The organism is Rossellomorea sp. NPDC077527 (genome assembly GCF_044542955.1).
GTDB lineage: Bacteria > Bacillota > Bacilli > Bacillales > Bacillaceae_B > Rossellomorea > Rossellomorea aquimaris_E.
Genome location: NZ_JBITVL010000003.1, coordinates 848,141 through 866,151, shown reverse-complemented (window position 1 = coordinate 866,151; position 18,011 = coordinate 848,141). Strand labels below are relative to the sequence as shown.

Annotated in this window: 14 protein-coding genes, 16 tRNA genes and 2 rRNA genes; 31 read left to right on the top strand and 1 reads right to left on the bottom strand. The window is 44.5% G+C overall.

The window, feature by feature from the left end; translation table 11 throughout:
• The 27 genes from ACIGG7_RS14340 to ACIGG7_RS14210 form a co-directional block, all read left to right on the top strand.
• Positions 1 to 94 (top strand): 23S ribosomal RNA (locus tag ACIGG7_RS14340); the annotation flags it as partial.
• A 297-nt stretch (positions 95 to 391) separates the two neighbouring features.
• Positions 392 to 508: ribosomal RNA gene (gene rrf / locus ACIGG7_RS14335) — 5S ribosomal RNA — on the top strand.
• Positions 509 to 515: 7 nt separating this feature from the next.
• Positions 516 to 590: transfer RNA gene (locus ACIGG7_RS14330), tRNA-Asn, on the top strand.
• Between the two features lie 6 nt (positions 591 to 596).
• Positions 597 to 688 (top strand) — tRNA-Ser (locus ACIGG7_RS14325).
• A gap of 17 nt (positions 689 to 705) precedes the next feature.
• Positions 706 to 780: transfer RNA gene (locus ACIGG7_RS14320), tRNA-Glu, on the top strand.
• A gap of 28 nt (positions 781 to 808) precedes the next feature.
• Positions 809 to 884 (top strand) — tRNA-Val (locus ACIGG7_RS14315).
• A gap of 24 nt (positions 885 to 908) precedes the next feature.
• Positions 909 to 982 (top strand) — tRNA-Met (locus tag ACIGG7_RS14310).
• Between the two features lie 106 nt (positions 983 to 1,088).
• Positions 1,089 to 1,165: transfer RNA gene (locus ACIGG7_RS14305), tRNA-Asp, on the top strand.
• Between the two features lie 307 nt (positions 1,166 to 1,472).
• Positions 1,473 to 1,548, top strand: a tRNA-Phe gene (locus tag ACIGG7_RS14300).
• A 14-nt stretch (positions 1,549 to 1,562) separates the two neighbouring features.
• Positions 1,563 to 1,638, top strand: a tRNA-Thr gene (locus ACIGG7_RS14295).
• Positions 1,639 to 1,654: 16 nt separating this feature from the next.
• Positions 1,655 to 1,738: transfer RNA gene (locus ACIGG7_RS14290), tRNA-Tyr, on the top strand.
• An 8-nt stretch (positions 1,739 to 1,746) separates the two neighbouring features.
• A tRNA-Trp gene (locus ACIGG7_RS14285) sits at positions 1,747 to 1,820 on the top strand.
• 18 nt (positions 1,821 to 1,838) lie between these two features.
• Positions 1,839 to 1,914 (top strand) — tRNA-His (locus tag ACIGG7_RS14280).
• A 39-nt stretch (positions 1,915 to 1,953) separates the two neighbouring features.
• A tRNA-Gln gene (locus ACIGG7_RS14275) sits at positions 1,954 to 2,025 on the top strand.
• A 4-nt stretch (positions 2,026 to 2,029) separates the two neighbouring features.
• A tRNA-Gly gene (locus tag ACIGG7_RS14270) sits at positions 2,030 to 2,104 on the top strand.
• A gap of 7 nt (positions 2,105 to 2,111) precedes the next feature.
• Positions 2,112 to 2,185: transfer RNA gene (locus ACIGG7_RS14265), tRNA-Cys, on the top strand.
• 8 nt (positions 2,186 to 2,193) lie between these two features.
• Positions 2,194 to 2,277, top strand: a tRNA-Leu gene (locus ACIGG7_RS14260).
• A 4-nt stretch (positions 2,278 to 2,281) separates the two neighbouring features.
• Positions 2,282 to 2,355, top strand: a tRNA-Gly gene (locus ACIGG7_RS14255).
• Between the two features lie 481 nt (positions 2,356 to 2,836).
• Positions 2,837 to 3,733 (top strand): carbohydrate ABC transporter permease, encoded by an 897-nt coding sequence (locus ACIGG7_RS14250; protein ID WP_224941823.1) that lies wholly within the window; start codon positions 2,837 to 2,839, stop codon positions 3,731 to 3,733.
• Positions 3,733 to 4,560, top strand: coding sequence for a carbohydrate ABC transporter permease (locus ACIGG7_RS14245; protein ID WP_224941789.1), 828 nt, complete (start codon positions 3,733 to 3,735; stop codon positions 4,558 to 4,560). Before ACIGG7_RS14250 ends, ACIGG7_RS14245 begins: the two co-directional genes overlap by 1 nt.
• An 82-nt stretch (positions 4,561 to 4,642) precedes the next feature.
• Positions 4,643 to 5,920, top strand: coding sequence for an ABC transporter substrate-binding protein (locus tag ACIGG7_RS14240; protein ID WP_224941788.1), 1,278 nt, complete (start codon positions 4,643 to 4,645; stop codon positions 5,918 to 5,920).
• A gap of 141 nt (positions 5,921 to 6,061) precedes the next feature.
• The gene (locus tag ACIGG7_RS14235; protein ID WP_397550039.1) at positions 6,062 to 7,873 is read left to right on the top strand and encodes a cache domain-containing sensor histidine kinase; all 1,812 of its coding nucleotides are present in this window, start codon (positions 6,062 to 6,064) and stop codon (positions 7,871 to 7,873) included.
• Positions 7,854 to 9,422 carry a response regulator transcription factor gene (locus ACIGG7_RS14230; protein WP_397550038.1) on the top strand — a complete coding sequence of 523 codons (1,569 nt, stop codon included), beginning with the start codon at positions 7,854 to 7,856 and terminating at the stop codon, positions 9,420 to 9,422. Before ACIGG7_RS14235 ends, ACIGG7_RS14230 begins: the two co-directional genes overlap by 20 nt.
• A gap of 16 nt (positions 9,423 to 9,438) precedes the next feature.
• The gene (locus tag ACIGG7_RS14225; RefSeq protein WP_397550037.1) at positions 9,439 to 10,164 is read left to right on the top strand and encodes a ThuA domain-containing protein; all 726 of its coding nucleotides are present in this window, start codon (positions 9,439 to 9,441) and stop codon (positions 10,162 to 10,164) included.
• 14 nt (positions 10,165 to 10,178) lie between these two features.
• The gene (locus ACIGG7_RS14220) at positions 10,179 to 11,204 is read left to right on the top strand and encodes a Gfo/Idh/MocA family protein (RefSeq protein WP_397550036.1); all 1,026 of its coding nucleotides are present in this window, start codon (positions 10,179 to 10,181) and stop codon (positions 11,202 to 11,204) included.
• Positions 11,205 to 11,218: 14 nt separating this feature from the next.
• Positions 11,219 to 12,259: a Gfo/Idh/MocA family protein gene (locus ACIGG7_RS14215; protein ID WP_397550035.1), complete on the top strand. Its 1,041-nt coding sequence runs from the start codon at positions 11,219 to 11,221 to the stop codon at positions 12,257 to 12,259.
• Between the two features lie 12 nt (positions 12,260 to 12,271).
• The gene (locus ACIGG7_RS14210) at positions 12,272 to 13,240 is read left to right on the top strand and encodes a sugar phosphate isomerase/epimerase family protein (protein ID WP_397550034.1); all 969 of its coding nucleotides are present in this window, start codon (positions 12,272 to 12,274) and stop codon (positions 13,238 to 13,240) included.
• Positions 13,241 to 13,499: 259 nt separating this feature from the next.
• Here the strand turns inward: ACIGG7_RS14210 and ACIGG7_RS14205 are convergent, their stop codons facing one another.
• Positions 13,500 to 14,171: a B3/B4 domain-containing protein gene (locus ACIGG7_RS14205; RefSeq protein WP_397550033.1), complete on the bottom strand. Its 672-nt coding sequence runs from the start codon at positions 14,169 to 14,171 to the stop codon at positions 13,500 to 13,502.
• Between the two features lie 106 nt (positions 14,172 to 14,277).
• Between ACIGG7_RS14205 and queG the strand changes: the two genes are divergently transcribed.
• The 4 genes from queG (at position 14,278) to nfsA (ending at position 17,755) form a co-directional block, all read left to right on the top strand.
• The gene (queG, locus tag ACIGG7_RS14200) at positions 14,278 to 15,411 is read left to right on the top strand and encodes a tRNA epoxyqueuosine(34) reductase QueG (RefSeq protein WP_397550032.1); all 1,134 of its coding nucleotides are present in this window, start codon (positions 14,278 to 14,280) and stop codon (positions 15,409 to 15,411) included.
• Positions 15,412 to 15,503: 92 nt separating this feature from the next.
• Entirely contained in the window at positions 15,504 to 16,379 is an 876-nt protein-coding gene (locus ACIGG7_RS14195) for an amidase domain-containing protein (RefSeq protein ID WP_397550031.1), read from the top strand.
• 65 nt (positions 16,380 to 16,444) lie between these two features.
• Positions 16,445 to 16,918 carry a tRNA (uridine(34)/cytosine(34)/5-carboxymethylaminomethyluridine(34)-2'-O)-methyltransferase TrmL gene (gene trmL / locus ACIGG7_RS14190; protein WP_224941778.1) on the top strand — a complete coding sequence of 158 codons (474 nt, stop codon included), beginning with the start codon at positions 16,445 to 16,447 and terminating at the stop codon, positions 16,916 to 16,918.
• An 87-nt stretch (positions 16,919 to 17,005) separates the two neighbouring features.
• Positions 17,006 to 17,755 (top strand): oxygen-insensitive NADPH nitroreductase, encoded by a 750-nt coding sequence (gene nfsA, locus ACIGG7_RS14185; RefSeq protein ID WP_397550030.1) that lies wholly within the window; start codon positions 17,006 to 17,008, stop codon positions 17,753 to 17,755.
• Positions 17,756 to 18,011: the final 256 nt, after the last annotated feature.

Sequence of the window (18,011 nt, the reverse complement as noted above, 5' to 3'; positions counted from 1 at the left end):
AGATCCCTAGAAGATGACTAGGTAGATAGGTCAGAGATGGAAGCATGGCGACATGTGGAGTTGACTGATACTAATCGATCGAGGACTTAACCACACTATAAAGCGGAGGCGGCTTGAACAGAGACGACAAGCATTTCTGAGCAATCAGAAGAGGGTGCTTTTTACCCACAGCTGATTGAACTGAAATGACCTCGAGTCTCTAGCCGCCGGAGCTGGAATGATATCTACTTCAATAGTAGATGCAACATTGGTCGATTTTCGGCTTTCTTGACATCAATCCTTTATCTAGTTTTCAGGGAATAAATTTTATACATAAATATAAAAAAAGCCTTGAAAAAATATTTATACACGATATAATAGAACTTGTCCTTAAAAAAGAGACAATACATAGTCTGGTGATAATGGCGAAGAGGTCACACCCGTTCCCATGCCGAACACGGAAGTTAAGCTCTTCAGCGCCGATGGTAGTTGGGGGATCTCCCCCTGTGAGAGTAGGACGTCGCCAGGCATATCGTTCCGCAGTAGCTCAGTGGTAGAGCTATCGGCTGTTAACCGATCGGTCGCAAGTTCGAATCTTGCCTGCGGAGCCAATATATGGAGAGCTGTCCGAGTGGCCGAAGGAGCACGATTGGAAATCGTGTAGACGGTTAACGCTGTCTCAAGGGTTCAAATCCCTTGCTCTCCGCCATTATATTTTCTCAATATGGCCCATTGGTCAAGCGGTTAAGACACCGCCCTTTCACGGCGGTAACACGGGTTCGAATCCCGTATGGGTCACCAAAGTTTTAAAATCAGTATTCTTAATAATGGAGGATTAGCTCAGCTGGGAGAGCATCTGCCTTACAAGCAGAGGGTCGGCGGTTCGATCCCGTCATCCTCCACCATTGATATTTTAATATTTAAATCGTCGCGGGGTGGAGCAGTTCGGTAGCTCGTCGGGCTCATAACCCGAAGGTCGCAGGTTCAAATCCTGTCCCCGCAATACCATTTTTGACTCAGGATATCATAATCCTAAATGAGTCACGCATGGATAGTTATTTTCGCTATCGCGAGGTAATGAAACCTATTTTGCTAATGCAAAAAGCTTTGGTCCGGTAGTTCAGTTGGTTAGAATGCCTGCCTGTCACGCAGGAGGTCGCGGGTTCGAGTCCCGTCCGGACCGCCATTGTTATTTAAATAGTGTTTATTGAAATGGAAAAGGGTTTCGATAAGCGAGAAGGTCGAGGAAGCGATCGAAGGAACACCGGAGCGTATTTTACATACGTGAGGATGTGACTAAGTGAGCTGACGAAGAGATTCGAAGCTTAGTGGAAGCCGAAAACTATTTGGCTCAGTAGCTCAGTTGGTAGAGCACGGTGAATAATCTTCATCGAGTTAACATCAGCGTACAGCTCGAGCAGCTCCTTGATTCATCTTCCTGAGAGCTGGACGATGGACTACAACATTCTAATTGTAGGATGCATACTTAATAAGGCTCAGTAGCTCAGTTGGTAGAGCAATGGACTGAAAATCCATGTGTCGGCGGTTCGATTCCGTCCTGAGCCACCATTTATTTACTTGATGCCGGTGTAGCTCAACTGGTAGAGCAACTGACTTGTAATCAGTAGGTTGGGGGTTCAAGTCCTCTTGCCGGCACCAGTCAAGTGATTTAGCTGGAGGGGTAGCGAAGTGGCTAAACGCGGCGGACTGTAAATCCGCTCCTTCGGGTTCGGCAGTTCGAATCTGCCCCCCTCCACCATTTATCTTAGGGGTATAGTTTAACGGTAGAACGAAGGTCTCCAAAACCTTTGGTGTGGGTTCGATTCCTACTACCCCTGCCAATTTTTATTTTCATCATGGCGATTGTGGCGAAGTGGTTAACGCACCTGATTGTGGTTCAGGCATTCGTGGGTTCGATTCCCATCAGTCGCCCCATAAAAGTCACATTTTTATTTCCGTGACATATACTATCAGTGGGCTATAGCCAAGCGGTAAGGCATCGCACTTTGACTGCGACATGCGTTGGTTCGAATCCAGCTAGCCCAGTAGTGCGGAAGTAGTTCAGTGGTAGAACACCACCTTGCCAAGGTGGGGGTCGCGGGTTCGAATCCCGTCTTCCGCTCCAATAATATGGCGGCATAGCCAAGTGGTAAGGCATGGGTCTGCAAAACCCTGATCACCGGTTCAAATCCGGTTGCCGCCTCCATATGTAATGCCGGTGTGGCGGAATTGGCAGACGCGCACGACTCAAAATCGTGTTCCTCTGGAGTGCCGGTTCGATCCCGGCCACCGGTACCACATCGCGGGTGTAGTTTAGTGGTAAAACCTCAGCCTTCCAAGCTGATGATGAGGGTTCGATTCCCTTCACCCGCTCCAACTTACATATGACAGACTTTCTCACTATGAGAAAGTCTTTTTTATTGTTTTATAATGAAAAATTGATTCATTTTAGCAAGATTCAATCTTTTTGAGCTGAAGCAGGTTGATTTCACCACGCTGACATTCGATTCAGACCAGTATATTTTCAAAACTAGATCATTTATTTTCAATTCCACGATTTTATTTTCAAAAACTCCACTTTTATTTTCAATTCCAGCATTTTATTTTCAAAACCGCATTACTTACAACATGCTCCGACCCGAACCGGACGAATCGAAAGAAACCCAACCTTCTCATTTCCCCACACCACCAACAACCCAATACCCATCTAGTCAAAATTTTGCACCTTCTTCGTCAATTGAGTTCCCCTTTATAAGAAAGCGCTACCATTATAATGAAAGAAAGCGATTACACAGTTAGGGTGGTGATACGGGTGGAACCAAAGATTCAGACTGAACCAGTAAGCCCAGACGTACAAATGAAGGCAGTGACGAAGAAGAAGTTTAAGTATAAGAGCTTACTGACGTACGCTGCCTTTGTTGGACCGGCACTTTTATTTTTCTTAGTGATTCAAATTCTTCCGTTTTTGATGGGGGTGTATTATTCATTCACCTCATGGAATGGTGTCAGCTCTGTAGTCGAGTGGGTTGGATTCGATAACTACAAAAAGATTTTTACGGATGATAAGACGTTTTTTAATTCGTTCATGTTCACGACAAAGTTTATGTTTGCGGCTGTGATTATTAGTAACTTGATAGGATTCAGTTTCGCTCTGCTACTGAATGCAGCATTGAAGACTCGTAATATTCTCAGGACAGTATTTTTTATCCCGAACGTCATCGGCGGATTGCTACTCGGGTTCATCTGGCAATTCATCTTTGTTAAAGGATTTGCATCACTTGGCAATATGACGGATATCGGATTCTTTAAAATGCCGTGGCTTGGTGATGAGAAGACGGCGTTTTGGGGGATCGTCATCGTATTTGCATGGCAGATCTCAGGGTACATGATGGTCATCTACGTGGCAGCGTTACAAGGGGTGGATAATTCACTTCTGGAAGCAGCGAAGATGGATGGGGCATCGAACTGGACGCTCTTGACTAAGATCATCATTCCATTGATCTTACCGGCATTCACGATTTGTTTCTTCCTTACGATCTCAATGGCCTTTAAGATATTCGATTTGAACATCTCGCTGACAGGAGGCGGGCCATTCAATTCTACACAATCGGTAGCGATCAATATCTATCAGGAAGCATTCCAGAATAACCGCTACGGACTTGGAACGGCGAAATCAATTCTATTCTTTGTGGTAGTGGCAGTGTTTACGACGATACAAGTGATGGTGACGAAGAAGAAGGAGGTTGAGGCATAATGGGCAATCGCTATACGAAGAGAACGTTTGTATTAGAGATCATCGGGATTGTGATCGGGCTCATTTTCCTTATCCCTTTTTACTTCGTATTGATCAACTCGGTAAAACCGTTTGCAGCGATCCTGATCGATGCGGCGGCGTGGCCGAAGGAATTTGTGTTTTCTAACTATGCAAAAGTGTGGGAAGTCATCAATTTCCCACGGGCATTCTGGAACTCCCTTGTCATCACGGTTTTCAGTAACCTTGGATTGGTGATCATCAGTTCAATGGCAGCGTGGAAAATGGTTCGTACCCCAGGGAAGTTCAGTAAAATCTTATTCGTAGTCTTTGTGTCCGCCATGGTAATCCCGTTCCAAACGGTGATGATTCCTTTAATGAAAGTTGGGGGAACACTTGGACTTACAAATAGCATTCCAGGCCTCATCATTATGTACTTCGGATTCGGTGTTCCGCTTTCCTTATTCTTGTACCATGGATTTGTAAAGACGGTACCGATTGAAATCGAGGAGTCAGCGATGATCGATGGCTGTAGTCAGTTTGGCGTGTTTTGGAGAATTGTGTTCCCTTTACTGAAGCCGATCACGGTTACAGTGATTATTCTGAACACATTGTGGATTTGGAATGACTACCTGCTACCACTCCTTGTGTTACAGGATGCGGAGTTGCGTACGATTCCTCTGGCAGCAAGTTCGTTCTTTGCTCAGTATACGAAGCAATGGGATATGGGTCTTGCGGCACTGGTTCTCGGGATTACGCCTATCATCATCTTCTTCCTGTTTTTACAGAAGCATATTATCAAAGGAATTGCGTCAGGTTCGATCAAGTAGATATAAAGTTTCTGTCGAGATGGTCTATCATTGATACAGAAATTTATATAAAATATTTTATATCAGGGAGGTCAATCCATTTATGAAGCGTATTTTATTACTTTGTATGTCTTTGGTTTTAGTATTTGGAATTATTGCAGGTTGTTCTTCTAAAGACAAAACAAGCAGTTCAGGCGGAGATTCAGGTTCTGGAGATGATGTTGTGACACTGAACTTCTTCCAGTTCAAGGTTGAAATTGCCGACCAACTTCAAGAAATGATCAAGGAATTTGAAGCAGAGCATCCGAACATCAAGATCAAGCTTGAAACAGTTGGGGGAGGTGCCGATTACGGTGCAGCTCTTAAAGCGAAATTTGCATCTGGCGAAGAGCCGGATATTTTCAACAATGGTGGATTTAAAGAGTTAGAGCTTTGGAAAGAGAAGCTTGCCGATCTTTCTGATGAGCCATGGGTTGAGCATGTTCTTCCAATCGGTAAAGTGCCGATGACGGATGAAGACGGCAAGCTGTATGGTATGCCGGTTAACTTAGAAGGATATGGTTTTGTGTATAACAAAGACTTATTCGAAAAAGCAGGCATCACTGAGCCTCCTGCGACGATCGATGAATTGAAAGACGCAGCGAAAAAGCTTGAAGCAAAGAAAATCACTCCATTCTCAGCTGGTTACGGCGAGTGGTGGGTAATCGGGCAGCATTTACTGAACATTCCTTTTGCACAGCAGGAAGATCCGGATAAGTTCATTGCAGGACTGTATGATGGGTCTGAGAAGATTGTAGGAAACGAAAAGTTCAAACAGTTCAAAGAAGTACTGGACACAGAGCTTAAATATGCAAACGATAATCCATTAACAACTGATTACAATACGCAGGTAACACTATTTGCTTCTGGTGAAACTGCTATGCTTCAACAAGGGAACTGGACGGAGAACATGATCACGGAAATTAACCCTGATATCAATATGGGCTTCCTTCCTATTCCAATCAGTAATGACGAGAATGCCGACCGCCTTCCTGTCGGTGTACCGAATAACTGGGTACTGAACAAGAACTCAGAACACCTTGAAGAAGCGAAAACATTCTTGGAGTGGATGGTATCTTCTGAAACTGGTAAGCGTTATATCACAGAAGAATTTGCGTTCATCCCTGCATTTGATAATATCGAGCCAAATGGTCTTGGTGACTTAGGTCAATCCATTCTTGATTACTCTAAGGACGAGAAAACAATTCCTTGGACTTGGTTCAAATGGCCAGATGGAGCGAACAAAGAATTCGCTGCAACGATCCAGGAATATGCAGCTGGAAAAATCGATTATGATACTGTACTTGAGAGATTCCAACAAACATGGGATAACTTGAAGTAAACAGAATAATAGAAAGCATGTCTATCGAAGGCATGCTTTCTATTTTATAAGTTTAGTAGGAATATTTCGAAAAACACTTCCAAGAGCAGGGAATAACACTTTATACTAGGGTATAAGTGAGACTTGGGAGGTCCGTCCCTCATGTTAAAGACAAGCATTCGGAATAAGCTGATTGTGCTGTTGATGATTACGACGATTGTGCCGTTTGGCAGTTCGATCATTATTACATATTTGTATACGAAGGATTCGATAGAGGAGCAGGTAGTGAAGGAGAGCAGTAATCTGCTCTATCAGGGAAAGGTGAATCTTGAGAGCTATATCAACGAACTCAATGGGTTATCCCTGTCCCTCTATAATAATCCAGATTTCATTAATTTCATGAGATCGCCAAGTAAAGAGAATAATTACTTAACAATCGGAATCGTGAAGAACATTGTGCAAACGATTCTCTACACAGGGGATACGATCAACGGGGTGCGTATTTCTTTTGCTGACGGTGACCGGGTCATTTCGGCAACCAAGCGTTCCACTGTTGTATTTTCCAATAGAATAAAAGATTCACAGTGGGAATACTTCAGAAGAGCAGAGCGCAGCCCCTATAATATGTACATTGAACCAGCATACAGCCAGGAAGAGGAAAACATCAACCGTTCCAAGGAAATCATCACGATTCACCGCGCGTTCCGAAACGTTCCGGGAGATGAAGTGCTTGCGTATATTTCTCTGGACATTGCACCTGATAAAATCATCGATTTGAGCCGGAATCTGTACAATCCTGAATCAGAGGAATTTTATCTTCTTTCTTCAGAAGGGGAAATGATTTACAGCTCTGACCGTGACGTATCGGATGATGGAAACAACCAGAAGTGGATTAAGAAGATCCTTGATTCGAAAGATGTTTCAGGAACGCTTGAGTGGGAGGAAGATTCGTTCAGCGGGGTGATGATGTACGATCAATTGCCTGCTTCAGCCGGCGGCTGGTTACTCGTGAAACGGGTATCCTATGCAAACCTTTATGAAAGTGCTTTTAGTGTCGCGAAGATCAATATTTTGTTTGGTGTCCTTGGGTTGACCCTTGTGGTGCTTGCGACTCTGTTTGTTTCATTTAAGATCACCTCTCCGATCCGGATCCTCCTTGCGAATATTCAGGAGGTGGAAAAAGGGAATATGAAGGTGGAGGCTGAATCATTCGGATTTGATGAAATCGGAATTCTAGGCAATCGGTTTCAGCAGATGATCGAACGGATCAACCATTTGATCAATCGTGAATATAAGCTCGAACTCGAAAACAAAACCAATCAATTAAAGGTCCTGCAATCGCAGATCAACCCTCATTTTCTTTATAATGCCCTACAGTCGATCGGGACGATTGCGTTAAAGAACAAGGTTCCACAAATCTATTCCTTGATTACTCACTTATCCAAGATCATGAGATATGGGATGAATATGGAGGAGGATGTAGTTCCTCTGAGTAAGGAGATAAATTATACAAACGCCTATCTGCTTTTGCAGAAAGAGAGGTTTGGCGAAAACCTGGAATACCGTGTAGACGTCGAAGAGGAAGTGAAGGAAGTGCTGGTGCCGAAGATGATCCTTCAACCCCTTATCGAGAATTACTTTAAGCACGGGTTTGATATCCGCGATGGAATTGGTCGAATCGATCTAACCTGCTATCAGGAAGGGGAAAACCTGGTTGTAGTCGTCCGTGATAATGGAGTGGGCGTGACGGAAAGCAGGCTCCGGGAGATCGAGGAACATTTCAAAGCAGATGCCTGGAATAATACCGGCGAAGAAACCAATATCGGCCTGAAGAATGTGTATGTGAGGTTAAAGCTATACTTTGACCATCAGGCAACCCTGCTCTTTAATAACCATGAAGAGGGGGGCTTTATGGTCACCATGAGGCTGCCAATACGAATGGAAGGTGAAGCAAATGAAAGCCATCATCATTGACGACGAAAAGCATGTACGCGAAGGATTACTTTTATTAGCGGAGTGGGATAAGCATGGCATCACCACCATCCTGGAGGCAGAAGACGGAGACGAAGCCATCGAATTGATCACAAAGCACAGGCCGGAAATCATTTTTACGGACATGAGGATGCCGAAGCGGGATGGAATCACCCTGTTAAAATGGCTGCATACTTCTGATCTTACAAGTAAAACCATCGTTGTAAGCGGATATGATGATTTTGAATATATGAGAAATGCGATCCAATACAAGAGCTTTGATTACATCCTAAAGCCGATTGAGCCGGATGTACTCAATGAAACCCTTGATAAAGCAGTGAAGGAATGGAATGAGCAGGCGCGTTCAAGAAAATCCCAAGTCGAAGAGAATCGTGTCATGAATGAGGTGAAGCCCATTTACTGGGATCGGATTTTCTCCAGTTTATGTGCGAATGAAAGCATGACGGGAGAGATGGTGGAAAAGGTAGAAAAAGAGTTTGGCGTTTCATTGCCAAATCTGCAGAAGACAGTGGCTCTGCTGCCTATCAAGCCGATTGTGATGAAGTCGTTTCAAGGGGATCGTGACCTTGCCTTCTTCACCCTCATCAATATTTGCAATGAGCTCCTGCGGAAGCAGAATGATGGGGTGTGCTTCCGTAATAGCAACAAAGAAGAGGAGCTTGTCGTTCTCTTCTGGAATGATAAAAATGTGACGTATTTGCTGGAAGAAATCTACTCGTTAATCTATCAATATAGTAAGGTACTGGCGGTCATCGCCCTCGGTGAAAAGTCGAAGAAGGTGAATGCAGCCTACCAATCTGCACTGGAAGTGTATTCGAAGAGCACCTTGATAGAGCAAAAGAAGATTGTAACCCATAAAGATGTGAAGCAAGGTCCCCTTCTCCATTTATTGGATCACTCCAATGAGTTGAAATGGGCGATTCGATCTGGGAGCGAGGAACACGTTCAATCGCAATTGAATGAGGTCTTCTCTCTCCTTGAAAGGAAACACACGCTCTCAATCGAACAGCTTCAAGTGTGGGATGATCAATTTAAACAACTACGGAATAATTGGCTGGAAGAATACGAAACCAGGCGCAAAGAACCATTCTACCTCGGCAGTGACTATTGGAATGAAGACGGTTCATTTTCTTACAGGAAATATAAAGATGAAAAGTCCAAAGAATTCATCGATCTGATTCAGACGCTCACACAGGCAAAATATCAGAAGGAAAAAAATAATATGCAGCATATTGCTGCATATCTGCAGCAGCATTATCAGGAAGATATTAATCTTCAAGACATCGCTGACAGGTTCTACCTAAGCAGGGAATACATTTCCCGTAAGTTTAAACAGGACTATGGAGCAACCATCACCGACTACATCACGAATATCCGGATGGAAAAGGCAAAGAAGCTCCTTGAAAACCCTTATTTGAAAATATATGAAGTGGCTTACGGTGTAGGTTATGGGAATGAGAAGTATTTCAGTAAAGTATTTAAGAAACACGCTGGAGTCACGCCAAATGAATACAGGCATGCCCAAATATAAACTCGGAGGTTTTACCATGATTAACGTTACGGTATGGAATGAAAATCGACATGAACAGAAGAATCCGAAAGTTAGGGAAGTGTATCCTGAAGGAATTCATGGTGCCATTGCATCTTTCCTTGGAGAAGCGTCTTACAATGTGAAGACCGCTACACTGGATGAGGGAGATCACGGCCTGACAGAAGAAGTACTGGAGAGCACGGATGTATTGGTATGGTGGGGTCATATCGCCCATGATGAAGTAAAGGATGAAGTCGTTGAACGGGTGAAGCAGCGTGTGCTTGACGGAATGGGGTTGATTGTCCTTCATTCAGGTCATTTCTCGAAAATCTTCAAAACATTGATGGGCACATCCTGTGATTTGAAGTGGCGTGAAGCCGATGAGAAGGAGCGCATCTGGATCGTGGATCCGAGTCATCCGATCACTGCTGGTTTAGGGGAGTACTTCGAGCTTGAAAAAGAAGAAATGTATGGCGAGCATTTTGATATCCCTGCTCCTGATCAGCTTGTAATGGTGAGTTGGTTTGAAGGGGGAGAGGTGTTCAGAAGCGGGTGTACGTATCAGCGTGGAAACGGAAAAGTATTCTACTTCCGTCCTGGACATGAAACGTACCCGACTTATTATAATGAAAATGTTCAAAAGGTCATCGTCAATGCAGTGAAATGGGCATCCCCTGTCGATCATGCAAGACCTGTATACGGAAATGCACAGCCGCTTGAAGAAATCAAAGGGTCTAAATAGAGGAGGAAAAAATCATGAATACATTAAAAATCGGAGTAATCGGATGCGGAAGCATCGCAAAACACCGTCATCTTCCTGAGTATGCGAACAATGAAAACGTAGAAGTGGTAGCCGTTTGTGACATCGTCGAGGAGCGTGCATGGAAAATCGCGGATGTTGTAGGTGCGAAGGCGTATACCAATTATAAAGAATTGCTGGCTAATGCTGAAGTCGACGCTGTGAGTGTCTGTACACCAAACTACCTCCATGCACCGATTTCCATCGATGCGTTGAATGCAGGGAAGCATGTATTATGTGAAAAGCCGATGGCCACATCAAGGGAAGAAGCTCAAAGCATGATCGATGCCGCTGATAAAAACGGCAAGAAACTGATGATCGCTCACAATCAGCGCTTTGTTCCTTCTCACCAAAAAGCAAAGCAGCTTATCGAAAGCGGGGAAGTGGGTAAAATCTACAGCTTCCGTTCTGCCTTCGGACACGGTGGACCCGAAGGCTGGAGTGCTGATGGGAAGGATAGCTGGTTCTTTAAAAAGGATGAGGCATTTATAGGGGCCATGGGTGACCTTGGTGTTCACAAAACCGATCTACTTCGTTACATCTTAGGAGAAGAATTTGCAGAAGTCGGTGCCTTCGTTGAGACAAGTGCAAAGGAAAACGCTGATGTAGATGATACAGCTGTCTGCGTATTGAAAACGGAAAGCGGAACGATCGGAACCCTCGCAGCAAGCTGGTCCTATGTGTCAAAAGAAGATAACTCGACAATCATTTATGGAGAGAAAGCGATTCTCCGATTAGAAGATGATCCGGTAAACTCCCTTATTGTTCAATATGCAACTGGAGAAATCGTGAAGTATGAGCTTGGCGGCATTCAAACAAATGACGAGGGTGGACAGACGAGTTCACGGGTGATCGATCAATTTGTTGAAAGCATTCTTCATGACGCAGAGCCTCCTGTAACAGGAGAAGAAGGGAAGAAATCGCTGGAAGTGGTTTTATCAGCACTGGAATCAAGTGAAACAAAACGAATTGTAAAGCTATAGAGGTGAAGACAGCCATGACCAAACTCAGGATGGGAGTGATCGGCGTAGGAGGCATAGCCCAGACGCGCCACATCCCTACTTTTATCAAACTATCAGATTCTGTTTCGATTGAAGCGATCAGTGACATCAACCCTCTCACGGCTCAAACCGTGGGAGAAACATTTAATATCCCGAATGTGTTCAGCGATTATCGGGACATGTTCGGACTGGTGGATGCCGTGACGATCTGCACACCGAATAAATTTCATGCAGAGATCACGATTGCGGCCCTCCGTGCAGGTCTTCATGTATTTTGTGAAAAGCCGATGGCGATGACTCCTGAAGAATGTGAAAGGATGATTGAAGCGGCAGAGGAATCGGGCAAGGTTCTTGCCATTGCGTATCATTATCGTTTTATGAAGGATTCACGAGCTGCAAAGCGTGTCATCATAGAGAATGAAATCGGTGAGCCCATCGTCGCAAGGGCAAGGGCGATCCGCCGTCGTAAAGTCCCCGGATGGGGAGTATTCACCAACAAGGAACTTCAAGGTGGGGGTAGCTTGATTGACTATGGCTGTCACTTCCTCGATCTTTCCCTATGGCTTCTAGGAAACCCTGAGCCTGTCGAAGTTACGGGTACAACGTATAACAAACTTAGTAGAATGCCAGACCAAGTGAATCAGTGGGGAGACTTTGATAAAGAGAGTTTTGAAGTGGATGACCATGTGACCGCATATATTAAGTTCGATAATGGCGCATCCATGCTCTTTGAAACGTCTTGGTCTGCAAACGTGAAGAGCGATGAAGAAAGCATGAGCATCTCAGGGGAAACAGGTGGAATCGATTTATTCCCGTTTCAAATGAACCAGATGAAACACGGCATGCTCCTGAATAGTGAAGCAGATTGGGTACCGGGAGAGGATGATCCAAGTCTCCCTCAGGCCCAAAACTTTATCAACAGCTGTCTTGGATTAGAGGAGCTGATTGTAAAACCAAAAGAAGCCATGCAGGTATCCGAAATCATCGATGCCATTTATAAAAGCAGTGAAACCGGACAAAGCATCAGATTGAAATAGGAGGAAGCGTAAATGAAACTTGGTGTATTTACCGTATTATTCTCACAAAAGAATTTGGAAGAAATGCTCGATTACGTAAAAGAAGCGGGACTTCACGCTGTGGAAATCGGAACAGGAGGATATCCGGGGAATGCTCACTGTGACCTGGATGCCCTTTTGGAAAGCGAAGAAAAGAGAAATGAATACTTAGAGAAAGTGACGTCAAGAGGTCTAGAAATCAGTGCTTTCAGCTGTCACGGAAATCCGATCTCCCCTGATGTTGCCTTTGCAGAAGAATCACATGCGGCGCTTCAGAAAACGATCAAACTGGCGGGGTTGATGAATGTACCTGTCGTGAACTGTTTCTCAGGAACAGCCGGGGACCATGAAGGGGCTAAGCACCCGAACTGGCCGGTATCCCCATGGCCGAATGAATATGGAGATATTCTTAAGTGGCAATGGGAAGAAAAATTGATTCCTTATTGGAAAGAGATTGGAAAGCTTGCAGAATCCAATAACGTGAAAATCGGACTCGAACTGCACGGAGGTTTCCTTGTCCACACACCATATACGTTATTGAAACTCCGTGAAGAAACGTGTGACGCAATCGGTGCAAATCTTGATCCAAGTCACCTGTGGTGGCAGGGAATCGATCCGGTTGCCGCAATTAAGATTCTTGGAAAAGAAAATGCAATCCATCATTTTCATGCAAAGGATACGTATATCGACCAGGACAACGTCAACATGTATGGTCTGACTGATATGCAGCCATACGGCAGCATCCAGTCAAGGGCGTGGTCCTTCCGTTCAGTCGGATGTGGACACAGCTTACAAGAATGGTCAGATATGATGAGTGCCCTTCGCACATTCGGATACGATTATGTGGTAAGCATCGAGCATGAGGATCCGATCATGTCGATTGAAGAAGGCTTTGGACGTGCGGTGAAGAATTTGAAGTCCATTTTGATTGAGGAGCAGCCATCGGATATGTGGTGGGTATAGGGTTTGAAGATGAGGGTCCCGTTGTGGGGGCTCTCTTTATTAATTGAGGGAGTTTCGTTTTCCGCTGGATTATTTGCAAATACCGCCGGATTAAGGACCCTTTCGGCTGGATTCATTCCGTCTCTGGTAAAAGTCGATCAATTGAACCTCCGTCTGCGGATGGTAATGTAGGTTTTATGTATGAAAAGGGAGAATCTTATGCAATTTGTTAAGGGAAGTCAAAAAGCAGAACCCCTGTCATCAGAGGTTCTGCTCTACACTATCCACCAACAACTTCAAACGATCCTTCCCCACCATGAATACTGATAAACATATCCATCAATGATTTGGTGAGTTTCTCACTTTCTTCTATTGAAAGGGATGGATTTAGAAAAATGATCTGGACAGCATTCTTTGTTTCCTCTCCGACAGGTGCACGTTCAGAGTCGACGAAGGGACTGCCGAAAGGTCCGTCCCCGTCACAGGCGACGATGAGGTTTTCCAATGAATTTTCCCGTCCGTTGAGTCCCGTGTATGTTTGGCCGGATTCACCGACTTTCAATCGTAACTGGTCTCCCGATAGTCGCTCTTTGTCGTAGATGCCGATGGGCACTTCGTATTGCAGGGAGAAGAAGTTATTGAGATCAATGGCGGAGTTGATGGTAGTCAGGTAGTTTTGTTTTTTAACCCGGCGGAAAAGTGCCTCGGCTGAATGGCGGTAGCGATTCGGATCTTTGCCTGTTTTTCTGAAAATATCCCTCCAAGCGGAAATGCCTTCAATTTCTGTTACGTTTTTATCATGAAGATCAAAGAAGATGGACTCTTGGAATAGCTGCAGTCTTCCTTTCAGCATTTGAGGGGATGGACCAACTTCTATGTGATGATATTGGATGAATCCCACTTTAAATTCGGGTATTTTATTAGTTATGGATGAATCAATTGTGATTTCCACTTATTTGCCCTCCACATTTGTTTTAAAATAGTTTATCATAATACACATTGCTATTTCATGTGAACGGATTTAGAAGCTTTGAAAAATCAGGAAGGAGGCAGGCGAAATGGACATTGATTTATTAAAGCAGGATATCATTACGTACAGTAAGGAAATTGGAATTGATAAGATTGGATTTACGACAGCAGGGGCGTTTTCGGAAATGAAGAATAGGCTTTTACGCCAGGAATTGCTCGGGTATCAATCAGGGTTTGAGGAAAAGGATATTGAAAAGCGGGTGGACCCCTCCTTGATCTTTGATAAGCCGAAATCGATCATCGCCATTGCACTCGCCTATCCTTCCAAGATGAAGAACGCTCCTCTAAGTAAACGGGGAGAGAGAAGAGGGATTTTCTGCCGGGCTTCATGGGGGACGGATTATCACCATGTATTGAGGGATCGACTGTCGAAGCTTGAGGAGTATATCGCCTCGAGAGTACCGGAGGCCCGCTTTAAATCCATGGTGGATACGGGTGAGCTTGTGGATCGGGCCGTAGCAGAGCGTGCGGGCATAGGATGGAGCGGCAAGAACTGTTCCATCATCACGCCTGAATTCGGGTCGTATGTGTATTTAGGGGAAATGGTGACCAATCTTCCTTTTGCCTCGGACACACCGATGGAGGACCAGTGCGGGACATGTAATAAATGCGTGGATGTCTGCCCGACCGGGGCGCTGATTGAGGGCGGACAGCTGGATTCTCAGAAATGTATCGCTTTCTTGACTCAAACAAAGGGTTTCCTTGCGGATGAGTACCGGGTGAAGCTGGGAAATCGCTTGTATGGTTGTGACACCTGTCAAACCGTATGCCCTGAAAATAAGGGGATAGACTTTCATCTGCATGAAGAAATGGAGCCGGATCCGGATATCGCGAAGCCGCTATTAAAACCGCTATTAACGATCAGTAATCGTGAGTTTAAAGAAACGTACGGCCATGTATCAGGATCCTGGAGAGGGAAGAAGCCCATACAGCGAAACGCTATCATTGCCCTTGCCCATTTTAAAGATGAAACTGCTGTAAATGACCTTATTCAGGTTATGGAAAAGGATGTGCGTCCTGTCATAAGGGGGACATCCGCCTGGGCACTCGGTAAAATCGGTGGGGAAAAAGCGGAAGAAGCTCTGTTGAAACGCGAAGCGGTGGAAACAGATGAAGAAGTCATAGCTGAAATCCAAAAGGGTCTTGATTTACTCACACACTAGTTATAAAGGATGAACTCTTAATGAATGGAGTTCATCCTTTTTTGTTTTGAATATAGAACCGGGAGCATAACAATTAGTGAGGAGGGAAGGCGATGATCAGAAAGCTGTTAATGGAAAAAGTCCATCATGTCATTGATGAATACACGTCTCGCAGCCAGTCAGATTACCAGAGTGACAAAGTGAGAAGGAAGAAAGAATCGTGCAGGCAGCGACACGCAGACATTGTGAAGGTGGATGCAACAGGAAGAGTTCAGCGTATCACACATCAAAGAGATGGGGTTCAAAGCATTTTATATGATGTTCATTATAAATATCTTATTAAGCAGGGAGCATTGCTCTATCTGGAAGAGGAAGTAGAGAATCGGAGTGCGGTCTTTTTTAAAGATAAAATTTATGAAGATGGAGAAATCCGGATCCAAAGGGACGAGAGCGTGGAGGGAGAAGACGATGGCCCCCATGAAGAAGAGGACAGGGTGTCGTACAGGTATGATCGACTCAGCGCCGTTCAATATGCCGAACGGTGGTGGAACAGCTACAATCCCGCATACAAGAAGTTTGAAAATGATTGTACGAATTATATTTCACAATGCCTTCATGCAGGCGATGCACCTATGCGAGGGTATCCGACTAAAGGGAAAGGGTGGTGGATGAGGAATCAAAGCTGGAGCTATAGCTGGACTGTCGCAAATTCCTTAAGGTGGTATATTCCGAATTCGACGGTCGGCCTTCGCGGCATTCTAGTGGATGATCCCAATGATTTGAAGCTCGGGGATGTGATTTGCTACGACTTTGAAGGGGATGGACGTTTTGATCATACAACGATCGTCACTGGAAAGGACGCAGCAGGGGAACCCCTCGTGAATGCCCATACCTTCAATAGCCGTATGAGATATTGGAAATATGAAGACTCCACAGCTTATACGCCTAATATGAAATATCGGTTTTTTACGATAGTAGATGACGGCTAAGTATTGTTCTATGAGGAAGAAATGGTATAATGTCACTTAGAGTTTTATGAATGAGGTGACATTACATGGGAGTACATGTTGTATTATATCAACCGGAAATCCCTGCTAATACAGGGAATATTGCAAGAACGTGTGCAGCAACGGATACGACTCTGCACCTGATCCGTCCACTGGGATTCTCGACGGATGATAAAATGTTAAAGCGTGCAGGACTTGATTATTGGCAGTTTGTAAACATTGTTTACTATGATTCATTAGAAGAGTTCTTCGAGAAAAACGATGGCGGGGAATTCTTTTATTTAACCAAATACGGAAAGATCCCTCACACGAATTTTGATTACAGTGTAGAAGACAAAGATTATTTCTTTATTTTTGGACGGGAAACATCCGGGCTTCCAGATGAGATCATCCAGAACAATCTGGACCGTGCCCTCCGCATTCCGATGAATGAAAATGTCCGTTCATTGAACCTTTCCAACACGGCGGCGATTCTCATATACGAAGCATTGAGGCAAAGGAATTATCCGGGACTATTATAAAAAGATGGAATGAAAATCAAATGATTTTCATTCCTTTTTTTATTTAGCTTATACTAAGGGAAGGAATGTGAAGGGAGAGAATACATAATGAACGAAACCATCGAAACGATTCTTAAGCATCGATCCATTCGTCAATTTAAGAATGAGCCATTAACCGAGGAACAAATCCGGACCATTGTCTCGAGTGCCCAGGCTGCGAGTACGTCCAGTTATATTCAGGCATACACCATCATCGGGGTGAAGGATCCTGTTAAAAAGAAGAAGCTTGCAGAGCTCGCAGGTCCACAATCATATGTAGAAGAAAATGGACATTTCTTTGTGTTCTGCGCCGATTTGTACCGCCACGAGAAGATAGGTGAATGGGAAAAGGCAGATGTCATTCCTTCATTAGAAAGCACAGAGAAATTCATGGTGGCGATGATAGACGCTTCACTGGCTGCTCAAAATGCGTCCATTGCCGCTGAATCCATGGGAATGGGCATTTGTTATATCGGTGGAATCCGAAATGATCTGGAAACAGTAAGTGAATTGCTGGGGCTTCCTGATCGAGTCATTCCTTTATTCGGGCTTGCAGTCGGTTTCCCTGAAGGAAATTCTGATGTAAAGCCAAGGCTGCCGATGGAATCCATCTATCATGAAGATTCCTACCAAAGCGATGAGAAATCCATGAAGGAGGGACTCGACCACTATGACGAAACCATTTCTGCTTATTATCATGCACGTACAGCAGGGAAACGGTCAGATCGGTGGACTGAGCAGATGGCGAAGATGCTGTCGGGTAAAAAACGGATGTATATGAAGGAGTTTGTGGAGAAGAAAGGGTTTAATAAAAGATAAGCTTATTTGAACCAAAAAAAGAACTGACCTTATTGGGGGGGCAGTTCTTTTTCGCTTTTAGTTGTCGCCTCTGAACGAGCCGCCTGCGCTTTAGTATCATCCAGCTCCGGCGGCTAGAGGCTCGAGGTCATAAGATAACCCAACCAAAAAGGCAAAGGGCGCCTTTCCGGTTGGGTTATCTTATGCTTGTCGCCTCTGAACGAGCCGCCTACGCTTTAGTTTGAACCTGGTTTATCATTATATCCAGCAGTGAAAA

Excerpts from the sequence above, each read along its gene's own strand:
- ACIGG7_RS14250 (WP_224941823.1), top strand. The coding sequence starts at position 2,837 with ATGAAGGCAGTGACGAAGAAGAAGTTTAAGTATAAGAGCTTACTGACG.
- ACIGG7_RS14245 (WP_224941789.1), top strand. The coding sequence starts at position 3,733 with ATGGGCAATCGCTATACGAAGAGAACGTTTGTATTAGAGATCATCGGG.
- ACIGG7_RS14240 (WP_224941788.1), top strand. The coding sequence starts at position 4,643 with ATGAAGCGTATTTTATTACTTTGTATGTCTTTGGTTTTAGTATTTGGA.
- ACIGG7_RS14235 (WP_397550039.1), top strand. The coding sequence starts at position 6,062 with ATGTTAAAGACAAGCATTCGGAATAAGCTGATTGTGCTGTTGATGATT.
- ACIGG7_RS14230 (WP_397550038.1), top strand. The coding sequence starts at position 7,854 with ATGAAAGCCATCATCATTGACGACGAAAAGCATGTACGCGAAGGATTA.
- ACIGG7_RS14225 (WP_397550037.1), top strand. The coding sequence starts at position 9,439 with ATGATTAACGTTACGGTATGGAATGAAAATCGACATGAACAGAAGAAT.
- ACIGG7_RS14220 (WP_397550036.1), top strand. The coding sequence starts at position 10,179 with ATGAATACATTAAAAATCGGAGTAATCGGATGCGGAAGCATCGCAAAA.
- ACIGG7_RS14215 (WP_397550035.1), top strand. The coding sequence starts at position 11,219 with ATGACCAAACTCAGGATGGGAGTGATCGGCGTAGGAGGCATAGCCCAG.
- ACIGG7_RS14210 (WP_397550034.1), top strand. The coding sequence starts at position 12,272 with ATGAAACTTGGTGTATTTACCGTATTATTCTCACAAAAGAATTTGGAA.
- queG (WP_397550032.1), top strand. The coding sequence starts at position 14,278 with ATGGACATTGATTTATTAAAGCAGGATATCATTACGTACAGTAAGGAA.
- ACIGG7_RS14195 (WP_397550031.1), top strand. The coding sequence starts at position 15,504 with ATGATCAGAAAGCTGTTAATGGAAAAAGTCCATCATGTCATTGATGAA.
- trmL (WP_224941778.1), top strand. The coding sequence starts at position 16,445 with ATGGGAGTACATGTTGTATTATATCAACCGGAAATCCCTGCTAATACA.
- nfsA (WP_397550030.1), top strand. The coding sequence starts at position 17,006 with ATGAACGAAACCATCGAAACGATTCTTAAGCATCGATCCATTCGTCAA.